The following is a 14,038-nucleotide window of genomic DNA, read 5'->3' on the forward strand; positions in this document are numbered from 1 at the left end:
ACCCGGTGGTTTGCCGGGCAAAACGGCTTAACCTTCCGCGTTACACCTTCATCCAGCGCCGCTCAGCTGCCGAAACTGCGATGGCTTCCAGCACTTTCTGTACCTGTAACCCTTCGGCAAAGTCTGGCCACATGCGATCGCCTGCCGCAATGCCGTTGATCAGATCGCGGATCTCCACGGTTTTCTGATCGTTAAACCCGATACCGTGCCCGGCGGAGACGCAGAAGCTGGCGTAGTCGGGATGCGCCGGTCCGGTGAGCAGCGTTTTAAAGCCCTGCCGTCCGGCTGGTTCGTCGTGGATATAGAGCGCCAGCTCGGCCATACGCTCCTGGGTATAGCGCAGCGTACCCCGGGTGCCGGTGACCACATAGGTCAGCCCCATCTTGCTGCCACAGGCAATACGTGAAGTCTCAATCACGCCGTGCGCGCCATTGCTAAAGCGCAGCAGCGCGCTGGCCTGATCCTCATTCTCGACCGGCAGCAGACGCGCAGGATTTTTAGGGTCGGGGCGCTGCGCGATTACCGTCATCATGTCGCCACTGACCTCCTCAATGTCGCCCACCAGATAGTGCGCCATATTGACGATGTGCGCGGCCAGATCGCCGAGTGCGCCCAGCCCTGCCAGTTTTTTCTGACAGTGCCAGTCCAGCGGCGTCTGCGGGCTGGCGAGGTAATCTTCATTATGCGTGCCGTAAAAGTGCACCACTTCACCAATCTCGCCGCGCGCGATGATCTCCCGCGCCAGCTGGCTGGTCGGATTTTTCATGTAATTAAAACCCACCAGCGTTTTTACACCCGCCCGCTCTGCCGCCTGCACCATCTCCTCTGCATCCGCCACGCTCAGCGACAGCGGCTTTTCCGAGTAGACATGTTTGCCGTGGCGGATCGCCTCCAGCGCCATCTCTTTATGCAGGAAGTTGGGCGCGCAGATATCGACAACGTCGATCTGCGGATCGCTGACCAGCTCGCGCCAGTCGCCGGTGGAGCGGGCGAAGCCAAACGTGGCCGCCTGCTTTGCCGCCAGTGCCGGATCGACTTCAGCCAGCATCTCCCGCACGATCTCACCTTTCAGGGCAAACACCGTGGGCGCCTGCGCATAGGCGATAGCGTGACACCGCCCGATATATCCGCTGCCGATCATTCCTATTCTGACTCTGTTCATGCTGCACCCGTGAAAAGTGGAGGAGGTTTCGCGGAATATATGTTTCATTTTTTGGCGCCACAATGGCGAAATGAAATATCTGTGATCATTGATGTGGAGCACACGACAAAATCAACAAATCCCGCTGTAATTTTGCAGTACTTTGGTGATATTCCTCACATTAAGTCAGGCAGTGGCGGTTTATTCAGCAGTCAGTAAAAATTTTGCAAAAGGGCTTTGACACGCAGCAGGCTGCCCGATATTATGCGCCCCGTTCCACACAATTCCTCTGTAGTTCAGTCGGTAGAACGGCGGACTGTTAATCCGTATGTCACTGGTTCGAGTCCAGTCAGAGGAGCCAGATTCTTAAAAAGAGCAGCCTGTAAGGCTGCTTTTTTTATGCCTGCGTGTTATCCGCCCTACCACCAGTGATGAAAGTGGTGCACCGGCCCGATGCCCTTTCCTGCCTCCAGCGAATCGGCCTGCAGCAGCGCCTGCTGCAGCCAGCCTTTTGCCGCCGTCACCGTATCAGCCCAGCTCTCATGACGCGGCCGCAGCGCTGCCAGCGCCGCCGAGAGGGTACAGCCGGTGCCGTGAGTATGGCGCGTCGCTACGCGCGGGGCCGTAAAGCGGAAACGTCCGCTGCGGGTAATCAGCCAGTCCGGGCTTTCCGCATCCTCCAGATGTCCCCCTTTCATCAGCACCGCGGCACAGCCGAGATCGAGCAGCCCCTCCCCCTGCTGCTGCATGGTGCGCTCATCGCGGGCAGGTGTTGTTTCCAGCAGCGCCGCGGCTTCCGGCAGATTAGGCGTGATCAGCGAAACCTGCGGCAGCAGCCGCTCACGCATCGCCGCCACCGCCTCTGGCGCCAGCAGCGCATCGCCGCTTTTGGCAATCATTACCGTATCCAGCACCACAAACGGCAGCCGCGCACGCGCCAGTTTCTCTGCCACCACCGCCACAATAGCGCTCTCTGCCAGCATGCCGATTTTTGCCGTATCGATACGGATATCGCTCAGCACCGAATCCAGCTGGGCGGCGACAAACGCCGGTGAAATGTAACAGACCGACTGTACGCCACAGGTGTTTTGCGCCACCAGCGCGGTAATAACGCTGGTGCCGTAGGCGCTGAGCGCAGAAAAGGTTTTGAGATCGGCCTGAATGCCCGCGCCGCCGCTGGGATCGGTGCCGGCAATGGTCAGGGCATTTATACGGGGCAAGCCGCGCGGTAAAACAGAGGAAGGGTGGGTCATCATAGCGCTCCTGTCAGGCGTACAGGAAGGCGAATGCGCGCAGGCATCTGACTTCCCTACGCTGGCATTATCCAGATCAGGTAATACGGGTATTTCTCAGCCTTCACAAAGAAGGGCACCCCGAGTCATGGTGTCTGTTACGACACACCGGCAGCTTAGGGGAAGCGATCGCACGAAGCAAGCCGCAGAGAGCAGAAAGCTTGATCTGCGCGGTAGCAGAAGCAGACAGACCGCTGGAGTGACCGGTTTATTGATACAGCGCAAGCCGCGACAACGCGGCAGCATGCTTAATCTGCTGCCGGATCACCCTGCCGGATATCACCATGCTTAACCTGCTGCGCCATCTTATTCCGCACGCTCACCGCTGGCATCAGATTACCATCAGCCGCCACGGCGTCCTGAATCCTGCCGGACGTTACTGTCAGGCTACCTTTATCACCGCGCGCTGTCGCAGCTGTGGTGTGCAGCTGCATAAGCTCTACTACCGCGACCTCAGCGATAGCGAAGCGCGCCGCTGGCTCGGCTGATTTAGCGCAAAAAAAAGCCCCGCAGCAAGGTGCGGGGCGCGGGCCGGACAGCGAGATTTACTGTGCTGGCTGGGTGCGGATCAGATAATCAAAGGCGCTGAGTGACGCTTTAGCGCCCTCGCCGCTGGCGATGATAATCTGCTTATACGGCACTGTGGTGCAGTCGCCGGCGGCAAATACGCCTTTCAGGCTGGTTTCGCACTTCGCATCGATAATCACTTCACCCATGCGGTTGCGCTCTACCGCGCCTTCAAGGAAGCCGGTATTAGGCAGCAGACCAATCTGAACAAAGATGCCGCTCAGCGCCAGCTCGTGCGTAGTCTGGGTGGTGCGATCCAGATACGCCAGCCCGGTGACTTTGCTGCCGTCGCCTTTAACTTCGGTGGTCTGGGCGTTAAGGATCACGTCGACGTTTTTCAGGCTGCGCAGTTTATCCTGCAGCACTTTGTCAGCGCGCATTTCGCCGGCAAACTCCAGCAGCGTAACGTGCTCAACAATACCGGCCAGATCGATGGCCGCTTCCACGCCGGAGTTACCGCCGCCGATAACCGCGGTACGCTTGCCTTTAAACAGCGGGCCGTCGCAGTGCGGGCAATAGGTCACGCCTTTGGTGCGATACTGATCTTCGCCCGGTACGCCCATGTTGCGCCAGCGCGCGCCGGTGGCGATGATGATGCTGCGTGATTTCAGCACCGCGCCGGAAGCGGTTTCAATGGCGTGCAATCCCCCTTCCTGCGCGGCGGGAATCAGTTTAATGGCGCTCTGTGTGTCAATCACATCTACCGCGTAATCATCGACGTGCGCGCGCAGTGAACCCGCCAGCTTCGCCCCTTCTGTTTTTGGTACAGAGATGTAGTTTTCAATATCTACCGTATCCAGTACCTGACCACCAAAACGCTCGCCCATCAGGCCGGTGCGAATACCTTTACGCGCGGAGTAGATAGCCGCTGCGGCGCCTGCCGGACCGCTGCCGATAATCAGGACTTCATAAGCGTCACGCTTATTCAGCTCTTCTGCCGCACGCTTGTCAGCGTTGGTATCAACTTTTCCGACGATTTCGGCCAGGCTCATGCGGCCCTGTCCAAACTCTTTGCCGTTCAGATAGACGGCCGGCACGCCCATGACGTTGCGCTCGGTAATTTCATTCTGGAACACGCCACCATCAATGGCGGTGTGGCTGATACGCGGATTCAGTACCGCCATCAGGTTCAGCGCCTGCACCACGTCCGGGCAGTTATGGCAGGAGAGCGAGTAGTAGGTTTCAAAGTGCAGATCGGTATCAAGTGACATCACCTGATCCAGCAGACTCTGCGCCTCTTTAGAGGGATGTCCACCGGTCTGGAGTAGCGCCAGCACCAGTGACGTAAATTCATGACCCATCGGCGAGCCGGCAAAGCGCGGACCGCTCTGGCTGCCTGGGTTGGTGATCAGAAACGACGGTTTGCGTACCGGACGATCGTTCTCTTCACGGAAGCTGACTTTGTCAGAGAGCGCGGCAATATCTGCTAACAGCGTACGGATCTCAGCAGATTTGGTGCCCTCATCCAGGGTAGCAATCAACTCAACCGGTTTCGTTAGTTTCTCAAGGTAAGCCTTAAGCTGGGTTTTTAAATTGGTGTCGAGCATAGTGAGTTCCTGTGAAGAAAATCGGGTGCCGCAGCACCCGATAAAAAAGAGACCGAATGGCGTCAGGTAACTTAGATTTTACCGACCAGGTCCAGTGACGGAGCCAGCGTGGCGTCGCCCTCTTTCCATTTAGCCGGGCAAACTTCGCCTGGGTGAGAAGCCACGTACTGTGCAGCTTTCACTTTGCGCAGCAGGTCAGAGGCATCGCGGCCAATACCTTCAGCAGTGATTTCGATCGCCTGAATGATGCCTTCCGGGTCAACGATGAACGTACCGCGATCGGCCAGACCTTCTGCCTCACGCATAATTTCAAAGTTGCGGGTCAGCGCGCCGGTTGGATCGCCGATCATGGCATACTGAATCTTACCGATGGTCTCGGAAGAACCGTGCCAGGCTTTGTGGGTAAAGTGCGTGTCAGTAGAAACGGAGTAGATATCTACGCCCAGTTTCTGGAACTCTTCGTAGTGGTCTGCAACGTCACCCAGTTCGGTCGGGCATACGAAGGTGAAGTCAGCCGGGTAGAAGAAGAAAACACTCCATTTACCTTCAACGTCTTTCTCGGTTACGTCGATGAATTCGCCGTTTTTGAACGCTGCGTTTTTGAACGGTTTAATTTTGGTGTTAATGATTGACATAGTGACCTCCGTTAAAAAGATGTGATGCAGGCTACAGTTTTTTCAGGCCAGGTGCTAATACGCAGACGTTATCAATCAGATAAACAAAAGCTATCAATGCAGCGAGACCAGATCCGGTGCGGCTTGCCGCGGCATTCTACACAGAAAAGCGGCGGCGATAACAGGCTTTCTCAGAATGCGGCTAAACTGCTATTTTTTTTACAGGCTGGCACGCATGACCGCGTGCCATAAGCGATGCTTGCGATTCAGGAGACCCCGCACGTGAATATCCGACCTTTTCAGGAGAGCGATCGCCCGTTTCTGCGCACGCTGTTTCTCGCCGCGCGCCGGCACAGCTGGACGTGGCTTAACGGTGATGCGTGGCAGCTGGAGGATTTTGATGCGGTGATCCTGGGTGAAACGGTGCTGGTAGCGGAGATCGGCGGCGAACGCGCGGGTTTTGCCGGCATTCTCGATAACGACAATTTTCTGCACAGCCTCTATGTTGACCCGGCGTATCAGGGTCAGGGTGTGGGCAGCGCGCTGCTGCAGCAGGTTACAGCACGCTTTACCTCAACCGGCGCGCTGAAATGTCTGGCTGCGAACCGGGCCGCGCTGGCGTTCTACCAGCATCACGGCTGGCAGCGCGTCGCCAGCGGCGAAGGCGAACAGGGTACCTATGTGCTGATGCACTATCCGCTGGCGGGGCGCGCCAGCGAAACGGCGTGAGTTAAACCGCCCGAAAGGCGATGTCGCCCGGGATCACCTCGCCCTGCCAGTAAAGCTGAGCGGCTACGCGCCCCGCCAGCTGGCGATAGAGGGCGGTAAAGTCGCTCTCTGGCCGGCGGATCACCGTAGGCGTTCCGTCATCCAGATCCTCCCGCAGGTGAATATGCAGCGGCAGCTGTGCCAGCAGGCGGGTGTGGTAATCCTGCACCAGCCGCTCAGCCCCGCCGGTGCCGAAGATAGGCTCATGATGGCCACACTCACTGCAGATATGCATGCTCATGTTCTCCACCACTCCCAGCACCGGCACCGCTACTTTTTCAAACATCACGATGCCTTTGCGCGCGTCCAGCAGCGCGATATCCTGCGGGGTGGTCACCACCACGGCGCCGGTGACGGGTACGCTCTGCGCCAGCGTCAGCTGGATATCGCCGGTGCCGGGCGGCATATCGAGAACCAGATAGTCGAGGTCGGGCCACAGCGTCTCGTTGAGCAGCTGCAGCAGCGCCTTGCTCGCCATCGGTCCGCGCCACACCATCGCATTATCGTCCGTAACCAGATAGCCAATTGAGTTGGTCGCGAGCCCGTGCGCCATAATCGGTGCCATGTGCGTGCCGTCAGGCGATGTCGGACGCTCCGCTTCCGTTCCCAGCATATTCGGAATGGAGGGACCGTAAATATCCGCATCCAGCAGCCCCACGCGCGCCCCTTCGGCGGCCAGCGCCAGCGCCATGTTAACCGCCGTACTCGACTTGCCGACGCCGCCTTTGCCGGAGCTGACCGCAATGATATTTTTCACGCCGTTCACGCCCGGCTGATTTTTTACCCGCTTCAGGGTGGCGATATCGTGACGCAGACGCCAGTCGATGGCGCGCGCCTGCGTCAGCCGCAGCAGCTCCGCGCTGACCTGCGCTTTGAGATCCTCAAACGCGCTGCGCCAGATAAACGGCATAACCAGCTCGATATGCAGTTTTTCATCCAGCAGCGCCACGTGCCGCAGCGCTTTCAGCGTAGTGAGATTCTGCTGCAGCGTGGGGTGCGTAAATGCGCTCAGCACGCCGCTGACCACGGCACGCAACGCTTCAGGTGAATGATAATCCCGGGATTGTGTGCTCATCCCCTCTCCTTATTTCATCATGACGCCAGAATGTAGCGGTATAAGGTCAATCATATCAGAGCAGCGCGAAAAAGAGCGCGACGCGCCTCCTGTGTTTACGCCGGAGGGTGCTTCGGTTAACATCTAACCCCGATTTTTCATTAACGGAAAGCTACGCAAATCATGACTCAAGTCGCTAAAAAATTACTGGTAACGTGCGCCCTGCCGTACGCAAACGGCTCTATCCATCTTGGTCACATGCTGGAACACATCCAGGCTGATGTATGGGTCCGTTACCAGCGAATGCGTGGCAACCAGGTTTACTTCATCTGCGCAGACGATGCGCACGGCACGCCGATTATGCTGAAAGCACAGCAGCTGGGCGTTACGCCGGAGCAGATGATCGCCGATATGAAGCAGGAGCATGAAACTGACTTCGCCGGTTTTAATATCAGCTATGACAACTATCACTCAACGCATGCCGATGAGAATCGTCAGCTGGCTGAGGTGATCTACACGCGCCTGAATGAAAATGGCTTTATTAAGAAGCGCACCATTTCGCAGCTCTACGATCCGGAAAAAGGGATGTTCCTGCCCGATCGCTTTGTGAAAGGCACCTGCCCGAAATGTAAAGCGGCCGATCAGTATGGCGATAACTGCGAAGTGTGCAGCGCCACCTACAGCCCGACCGAGCTGATTGAGCCAAAGTCGGTGGTATCCGGTGCTACGCCGGTACTGCGTGACTCCGAGCACTTCTTCTTTGATCTGCCGGCGTTCAGCGAGATGCTGCAGGCGTGGACGCGTTCCGGCGCGCTGCAGGAGCAGGTCGCCAATAAGATGCAGGAGTGGTTTGAGTCGGGACTGCAGCAGTGGGATATCTCCCGCGATGCGCCCTACTTTGGCTTTGAGATCCCGGACGCGCCGGGCAAATATTTCTATGTCTGGCTGGATGCGCCAATCGGCTACATGGGCTCGTTCAAGAACCTGTGCGACAAGCGCGGCGATATCGACTTCAGCGAATTCTGGCAGAAAGATTCCGCGACCGAGCTTTATCACTTTATCGGTAAAGATATCGTCTATTTCCACAGCCTGTTCTGGCCGGCAATGCTGGAAGGCAGCGGTTTCCGCAAGCCGACCAACCTGTTTGTGCATGGCTATGTCACGGTAAACGGCGCGAAGATGTCAAAATCGCGCGGCACCTTTATCAAAGCCAGCACCTGGCTGAAGCATCTTGATGCCGACAGCCTGCGCTACTACTACGCGGCCAAGCTCTCTTCGCGCATTGATGATATCGACCTGAATCTGGAAGATTTCGTGCAGCGCGTTAACGCTGACGTAGTGAACAAAGTCGTTAACCTGGCTTCGCGCAACGCTGGTTTTATCACCAAACGCTTTAACGGCGAGCTGGCCGCTGAACTCGCCGATCCGGCGCTGTATCAGACCTTTGTGGCCGCATCAGAGAAGATTGGCGAGGCGTGGGCGAACCGTGAATATAACCGCGCTATCCGTGAGATCATGACGCTGGCCGATCTGGCGAACCGCTATGTTGATGAGCAGGCACCGTGGGTGGTGGCGAAACAGGAAGGCCGCGACGCTGACCTGCAGGCGATCTGCTCAATGGGCATCAACCTGTTCCGCGTGCTGATGACCTGGCTGAAGCCGGTACTGCCGTCGCTGAGCGAGCGCGCCGAGGCGTTTCTGCAGAGCGAACTGAGCTGGGATGGCATCGCGCAGCCGCTGCTGAATCACAGCGTGGCACCGTTTAAAGCGCTCTATGGCCGTATTGAGATGGCAAAAGTGGAGGCGCTGATTGAGGCATCGAAAGAGGATGCGGCGGCGGCCAGTCAGCCTGCGGTGAGCGGCCCGCTTGCTGACGCGCCGATTGGCGACACTATCACCATTGATGATTTCGCCAAAGTCGATATGCGCGTGGCGCTGATTGAGCAGGCGGAACTGGTTGAGGGTTCAGACAAGCTGCTGCGCCTGCAGCTCGATCTCGGCGGTGAGAAGCGTCAGATCTTCTCCGGCATTCGTGCTGCCTACCCCGATCCTTCGGTACTGGTGGGCAAGATGACCATTATCGTGGCCAACCTGGCACCGCGTAAGATGCGCTTTGGCGTATCGGAAGGGATGGTGCTCTCAGCCGGCTCTGGCGGCAGCGATCTGTTTGTGCTCTCTGTGGACAGCGGCGCACAGCCAGGCATGCCGGTTAAGTAATCGCCTTTCAGCCCTCTCCTTTGAGAGGGCTTTTTTTAGTGCCATTATTCAGACAACGCGATACAGCCAGATAATCGATTTTTGCAACGCAACCTCAGAACACCCTTTTAGCGCTAACGCCAGTTATAGCATAAACCTGTGAACTGCCTTGCAAATACAAGATTATTTCTGGAGATCAAATCATATAACTATTCTGTTTTATTATGACATACTAATTATCTGCCTTAAAAGCAGAGTAAATATATATCTGTCGTACCGAAAACCAGGCATCCTTTATACAAAAAACTTAGCTGTATGTGCAAAAAATAATAATCCCATCTCAAAATGCTGTTTTTATTTTAAGATGATGCAGCGCTTTAGCTAATTTATTGCCTGCTATACTTTTAGCTTTCCCACCAGCAGCGTTAATTCTCGTAGCAAGACACACCGGCTCAGGCCGCAACTCATAATGTACCAACATTACAGGACCCGGAATCATGAGCCACAAACTGTTTAACCCCTCTGCGCTGGCGCTCGCTATAGCCGGAGCATTATCTGGCTCAGGCACCGTATTTGCCACCATTACCTATCAGGGTAACGTTACGGGCACTACGTCATCCCCGCCCGCTAACGGTGCTGACTGGATTGATGCCCGCAACGACATAACTGCAACTGAAACATTGCCTGGCGTTGGCGGTATGTTTATCACCAGCGGCAGCCAGCTTACGGCTAACAGTCTGAGGTTTGCAGGTGAAGGAGATCTGGTACTGTCCGGAGCCGGTACGCGCGCAACGCTCGGCACGCTGACAACAGATAGAAATGTGGCAATTACTGTCGGCAACGGCGCATTGCTAAGTGCGAATAACATTTTGCTGCGTTTATCCTCTTCTTTTATAATTGGAGGTTCTGTTACAGGAATCGCGCCTGCTCCAGGTGCGGTTTCTGCTTCATCCGTAACGCTTGCTGATACCTCATTTATTAACTTTTCACACAACAGTAATAACTATATTTTTAATGCCAGCCTTCTCAGTAATACAGCAGGAGAGGGAGAAATTTATGTCAGAGAAGGTACCACTACGCTGGCAAAGAGCGGTAACTTCTCAGGCTCCTACCTGATCGATAATGGCTGGACACAAAACTATGCGACGCTGCTTGCTGGCGCGCCGAATGCACTGGGTCAGAATGCCACATTTGAAATTCGCTCTAAAGGCACGCTGGATACCAATGGTTACAGCCAGCAGATTGGATCAATAACGAATAATGGCGGTAAGGTTATTGTTCAGGGTGCGACTGCCGGCACCCGGGTTAATATCGCGAATGGCTATGATGGCCGCGGCGCACTGACCGTTACCGGGCGTGGTGTCACACTGAATGTGTTAAACGGGCTGGTTAACCGGGGAACGGTGGCCGTTGCGTCAGGCGCAACGCTCAGTGCTGATACGCTCAGTAATAATAACGGTCAGATTCGGTTTACCGACGGTGCCAGTGTTACAGCTGGTACGGTATATAATAATGGCCCGGTGTTTAGCGTCAGTGGTAATAATACTGCTCTGCGGGTTACTAATCAGCTTACTAACCTTCAAACATTACAAATTCTGAACGACGCAACCGCGTTGACAGGCAGCGTAAGTAATAGCGGTAACCTGTTGCTGAACGGCAATGGCACCACGCTAACGGTGGCCAGACAGCTGGCGAGTACCGGCATAGTACTGGTACAGAGCGGGGCTACGCTGGCAGCTGATAGCCTTTTGATAAGCGGTAATAGCACCACTGCGCCCTCAATGCTCTCTGTCGGCAACATTAATGGTTATGTTGCTGATAGCGCCGGGCGCGTCAATGCCAGGGAGATTACGCTCGCCTCCTCACCCACCTCGCGCGCGCTGGTGAATTTTAACCACACCAATGCGAATTATAATTTTGCTTCGCCTGTAACCGGTGCAGGGGATGTCGTGGTGACATCCGGGGTAACGACACTCTCTGGCCTCAATAGCTACTCAGGGAGCACTACCGTAACGGGGGGGACTCTGCGGGCAGGTGCAGACAATACCTTTAGCACAGCCTCCACCTGGAATATTGGCAGCAACGGTGAACTGGATCTGAACGGCTACCGTCAGACGCTGGGCGACACCACCAATGCCGGTACTATCCGGCTTGCCGGCGCCGCTGCCGGTAATGTCCTTACTGTCGATGGCAACTACACCGGTAACGACGGCACTCTGATATTCGGCACCGAGCTTGATGATGACAATGCCCGTACCGATCGGCTGGTGGTCACCGGCGATGCCAGCGGTACCACCAATATCGTCGTGAATAACCTTGGCGGACGCGGCGCGCAAACCTATAACGGCATTGAGCTGATTGAAGTGCAGGGCAGCGCCGACAGCAGCGCGTTCCGTCAGCAGGGACGCATTGTAGCGGGCGCCTATGAATACCGCCTGCTGCGCGGTAATAAAAACTGGTATCTGACCAATCGCGTTAATCTGGAAACGGGCCTGCCGATTATCGGCGGCGGTGGCGACAACGGTGGCGGTGACGGCGGTGATAACGGCAGCGGCGGTGATAACGGCAGCGGCGGTGATAACGGCAGCGGCGGTGATAACGGCAGCGGCGGTGATAACGGCGGCGGCGGTGATAACGGCAGTAGCGGTAATAACGGCGGCGGGGAAAGCGTGGCAGTACTGCGCCCGGAAGGCGGCGCTTATGCTGCTAACCTCGCCACTGCATCCACGCTGTTCGATACCCGTATGAGCGATCGTCAGGGCACCTGGTACCTTGATCCGCTGACCGGCGAACAGCAGTACACGTCACTCTGGCTGCACGTCTCCGGCGATCATAATCGTCAGCACGCCGGTGACGGCCAGCTACGTACCCGAGCCAACAGCGTAGTGACCCTGCTCGGCGGCGATATTGCCGCTACTGACACTGCCCGCGTCGGCCTGATGGCGGGCTATGGCAACAGCAAAAGCAGTACTGCATCCGGGATCACCGGCTACCGCGCCGGCGGCCAGATCAATGGCTATACCACTGGTATATATGGTACCTGGTTTGCCAAAGGGACCGATGAAAAAGGCCTGTGGGCAGACAGCACACTGCAGTACAGCTGGTTTAACAATCAGGTAGAGGGTGAGGATGAAGCGGGTGAATCTTATCGCTCAAAAGGGCTTAATGCCTCGCTCTCTTCCGGCTATGTCATTCCGCTGGCGCAGAGCGAGCGTCGTGCTTTCTATCTGCAGCCGCAGGCGCGCATCGGCTGGTCCGGTATTAAGGCTGATGACCATACCGAGCGCAACGGCACACTGGTGCAAGGCAGCGGTCAGGATAACGTCAGCAGCAGCCTGGGGGTTAAAGCCTTTATGAAGAGCCATGCTGCGCAGGACGATCGCAACGACCGCCGCTTCAGCCTGTTCACCGAAGCCAACTGGATCCACAACAGTCGTGAATACGCGGTGCGCATGGATGATGTAGTGGTCTCACAACAGGGCAGTCGCAATATTGCCGAAGCGCGCGTGGGCGTGGACGGTGCGCTGGGCGGTGGTCTCGGCCTGAAAGGCACTATTGGTCAGCAGGTGGGTGATAACGGCTGGTCTGATACTCAGGCGGCCATCAGCGTCAGCTATCGCTTCTGACTGCGGCTCCGGGCATCGTCTGCAAACCGCAGAGGACCCGGGCGCCCTTTTTATGAGTTTCTGGTTCAGCGCCGGCTTTTGTGACGTCTGGCACGCTAAGCGCGTAATGCGTATGATGTAAAACAGATGACCGAAGCCGGAGATGTCTGACGTGTTAACTGCCTGCTGGCGCTATCTGCGCGCCTTTATGATTATCTATGCCGCGCTCTATGCCGGTATCGCGCTCGCCGCCCTGCTTCCCTTTACTATTCCCGGCAGTATTATCGGTATGCTGCTGCTGTTTTTACTACTGGGGCTGCAAATTCTGCCGGTCCGCTGGGTAAAGCCCGGCTGCCATCTGCTGATCCGCTATATGGCGCTGCTGTTTGTACCGATAAGCGTCGGCGTCATCAGCTATACCGATGTACTTTCCGCGCAGTTTGGGCCGATTGTGGTCTCCTGCCTCACCAGTACGCTGATGGTGCTGGTGGTGGTGGGTTTTAGCGCTGAACGCCTGCAGCGCCCGAAACAGGAGCAGCCGCATGAGTGACGCCTGGTGGTCCCTGCCGCTGACGCTGGCTGCTTATTTTGTGGCGCGCCGACTGGCGGCAAAGCTCAAAATCTCGCTGATTAATCCGCTGCTGGTAGCCATGGCCATCATTATTCCGGTGCTGCTGCTGACGCATACCCCCTATACGCGCTATTTTGCCGGCAGCGCACTGCTGAATCAGCTGCTGCAGCCAGCGGTCGTGGCCTTAGCGCTGCCGCTTTATGAGCAGATGCATCAGATCCGCGCACGCTGGAAAACCATCATCAGCGTCTGCTTTATTGGCAGCCTGACCGCCATGGTATCCGGCACGGCGATGGCGCTGTGGCTGGGCGCCACACCGGAGATCGCCGCGACGCTCCTGCCCAAATCAGTCACCACCCCGATTGCGATGGCGGTCTCTGCCTCGCTGCACGGTATTCCGGCCATCAGCGCTATCTGCGTGCTGATCGCGGGCGTATTTGGTGCCGTATTCGGGCACATGCTGCTGAACCTGCTGCGCATTCGCAGCAAAGCATCGCGTGGCCTGGCGATTGGCAACGCGTCACACGCGCTGGGCACGGCGCGGGCGGCGGAAATCGACTATCAGGAAGGGGCGTTCAGTTCGCTGGCGCTGGTGATCTGCGGCATCATTACCTCTTTACTGGCACCGTTTATCTTTCCGCTGCTGATGGCGTGGTTTGGCTGAAAGTTTGCGAGAGATCTCG

General features: G+C 56.8%; 11 protein-coding genes, 1 tRNA gene and 1 riboswitch. Of the genes, 7 read left to right on the top strand and 5 right to left on the bottom strand.

Going from position 1 to position 14,038, the window contains the following annotated elements:
• Positions 1-40: 40 nt before the first annotated feature.
• Complete coding sequence (locus C1Y41_RS07735) at positions 41-1,162, bottom strand: Gfo/Idh/MocA family protein (protein WP_039385417.1); 1,122 nt, start codon at positions 1,160-1,162, stop codon at positions 41-43.
• 264 nt (positions 1,163-1,426) lie between these two features.
• On the opposite strand from C1Y41_RS07735, the gene C1Y41_RS07740 reads away from it, so the two are divergent.
• Positions 1,427-1,502: transfer RNA gene (locus C1Y41_RS07740), tRNA-Asn, on the top strand.
• A 58-nt stretch (positions 1,503-1,560) separates the two neighbouring features.
• Here C1Y41_RS07740 and thiD read toward each other — a convergent pair.
• On the bottom strand, positions 1,561-2,361 hold the full coding sequence (thiD, locus tag C1Y41_RS07745; RefSeq protein WP_039386007.1) for a bifunctional hydroxymethylpyrimidine kinase/phosphomethylpyrimidine kinase: 801 nt from the start codon (positions 2,359-2,361) through the stop codon (positions 1,561-1,563).
• 69 nt (positions 2,362-2,430) lie between these two features.
• A riboswitch (TPP riboswitch) is annotated at positions 2,431-2,527 on the bottom strand.
• A 190-nt stretch (positions 2,528-2,717) separates the two neighbouring features.
• Between thiD and C1Y41_RS07750 the strand changes: the two genes are divergently transcribed.
• A complete protein-coding gene (locus C1Y41_RS07750; protein ID WP_104085202.1) occupies positions 2,718-2,921 on the top strand; it encodes a hypothetical protein in 204 nt (67 codons plus the stop codon).
• A 57-nt stretch (positions 2,922-2,978) separates the two neighbouring features.
• On the opposite strand, the gene ahpF is transcribed toward C1Y41_RS07750, so the two are convergent.
• A complete protein-coding gene (gene ahpF, locus C1Y41_RS07755; RefSeq protein ID WP_071668018.1) occupies positions 2,979-4,547 on the bottom strand; it encodes an alkyl hydroperoxide reductase subunit F in 1,569 nt (522 codons plus the stop codon).
• Between the two features lie 71 nt (positions 4,548-4,618).
• Positions 4,619-5,182 carry an alkyl hydroperoxide reductase subunit C gene (gene ahpC, locus C1Y41_RS07760; protein WP_039385421.1) on the bottom strand — a complete coding sequence of 188 codons (564 nt, stop codon included), beginning with the start codon at positions 5,180-5,182 and terminating at the stop codon, positions 4,619-4,621.
• Between the two features lie 261 nt (positions 5,183-5,443).
• On the opposite strand from ahpC, the gene C1Y41_RS07765 reads away from it, so the two are divergent.
• The gene (locus C1Y41_RS07765; protein ID WP_039386010.1) at positions 5,444-5,890 is read left to right on the top strand and encodes a GNAT family N-acetyltransferase; all 447 of its coding nucleotides are present in this window, start codon (positions 5,444-5,446) and stop codon (positions 5,888-5,890) included.
• A 1-nt stretch (position 5,891) separates the two neighbouring features.
• Here C1Y41_RS07765 and apbC read toward each other — a convergent pair whose 3' ends face one another.
• Entirely contained in the window at positions 5,892-7,004 is a 1,113-nt protein-coding gene (apbC, locus tag C1Y41_RS07770; RefSeq protein WP_104085203.1) for an iron-sulfur cluster carrier protein ApbC, read from the bottom strand.
• Between the two features lie 162 nt (positions 7,005-7,166).
• On the opposite strand from apbC, the gene metG reads away from it, so the two are divergent.
• The 4 genes from metG to C1Y41_RS07790 all read left to right on the top strand — a co-directional run bounded on the left by metG (position 7,167) and on the right by C1Y41_RS07790 (position 14,019).
• The gene (gene metG, locus C1Y41_RS07775; protein ID WP_039385424.1) at positions 7,167-9,200 is read left to right on the top strand and encodes a methionine--tRNA ligase; all 2,034 of its coding nucleotides are present in this window, start codon (positions 7,167-7,169) and stop codon (positions 9,198-9,200) included.
• Between the two features lie 476 nt (positions 9,201-9,676).
• Entirely contained in the window at positions 9,677-12,805 is a 3,129-nt protein-coding gene (locus C1Y41_RS07780) for an autotransporter outer membrane beta-barrel domain-containing protein (protein ID WP_104085204.1), read from the top strand.
• 142 nt (positions 12,806-12,947) lie between these two features.
• The gene (locus tag C1Y41_RS07785) at positions 12,948-13,334 is read left to right on the top strand and encodes a CidA/LrgA family protein (protein ID WP_039385425.1); all 387 of its coding nucleotides are present in this window, start codon (positions 12,948-12,950) and stop codon (positions 13,332-13,334) included.
• A complete protein-coding gene (locus C1Y41_RS07790) occupies positions 13,327-14,019 on the top strand; it encodes a CidB/LrgB family autolysis modulator (protein ID WP_104085205.1) in 693 nt (230 codons plus the stop codon). The genes C1Y41_RS07785 and C1Y41_RS07790 overlap by 8 nt, the downstream gene beginning before the upstream one ends.
• Positions 14,020-14,038 lie beyond the last annotated feature (19 nt).

Source organism: Pantoea sp. ICBG 1758 (assembly GCF_002928325.1).
GTDB classification, from domain to species: Bacteria; Pseudomonadota; Gammaproteobacteria; order Enterobacterales; family Enterobacteriaceae; genus Pantoea; species Pantoea eucrina.

Excerpts from the sequence above, each read along its gene's own strand:
- C1Y41_RS07785 (WP_039385425.1), top strand. The coding sequence starts at position 12,948 with ATGTCTGACGTGTTAACTGCCTGCTGGCGCTATCTGCGCGCCTTTATG.
- C1Y41_RS07750 (WP_104085202.1), top strand. The coding sequence starts at position 2,718 with ATGCTTAACCTGCTGCGCCATCTTATTCCGCACGCTCACCGCTGGCAT.
- ahpC (WP_039385421.1), bottom strand. The coding sequence starts at position 5,182 with ATGTCAATCATTAACACCAAAATTAAACCGTTCAAAAACGCAGCGTTC.
- C1Y41_RS07780 (WP_104085204.1), top strand. The coding sequence starts at position 9,677 with ATGAGCCACAAACTGTTTAACCCCTCTGCGCTGGCGCTCGCTATAGCC.
- C1Y41_RS07790 (WP_104085205.1), top strand. The coding sequence starts at position 13,327 with ATGAGTGACGCCTGGTGGTCCCTGCCGCTGACGCTGGCTGCTTATTTT.
- C1Y41_RS07735 (WP_039385417.1), bottom strand. The coding sequence starts at position 1,162 with ATGAACAGAGTCAGAATAGGAATGATCGGCAGCGGATATATCGGGCGG.
- metG (WP_039385424.1), top strand. The coding sequence starts at position 7,167 with ATGACTCAAGTCGCTAAAAAATTACTGGTAACGTGCGCCCTGCCGTAC.
- apbC (WP_104085203.1), bottom strand. The coding sequence starts at position 7,004 with ATGAGCACACAATCCCGGGATTATCATTCACCTGAAGCGTTGCGTGCC.
- ahpF (WP_071668018.1), bottom strand. The coding sequence starts at position 4,547 with ATGCTCGACACCAATTTAAAAACCCAGCTTAAGGCTTACCTTGAGAAA.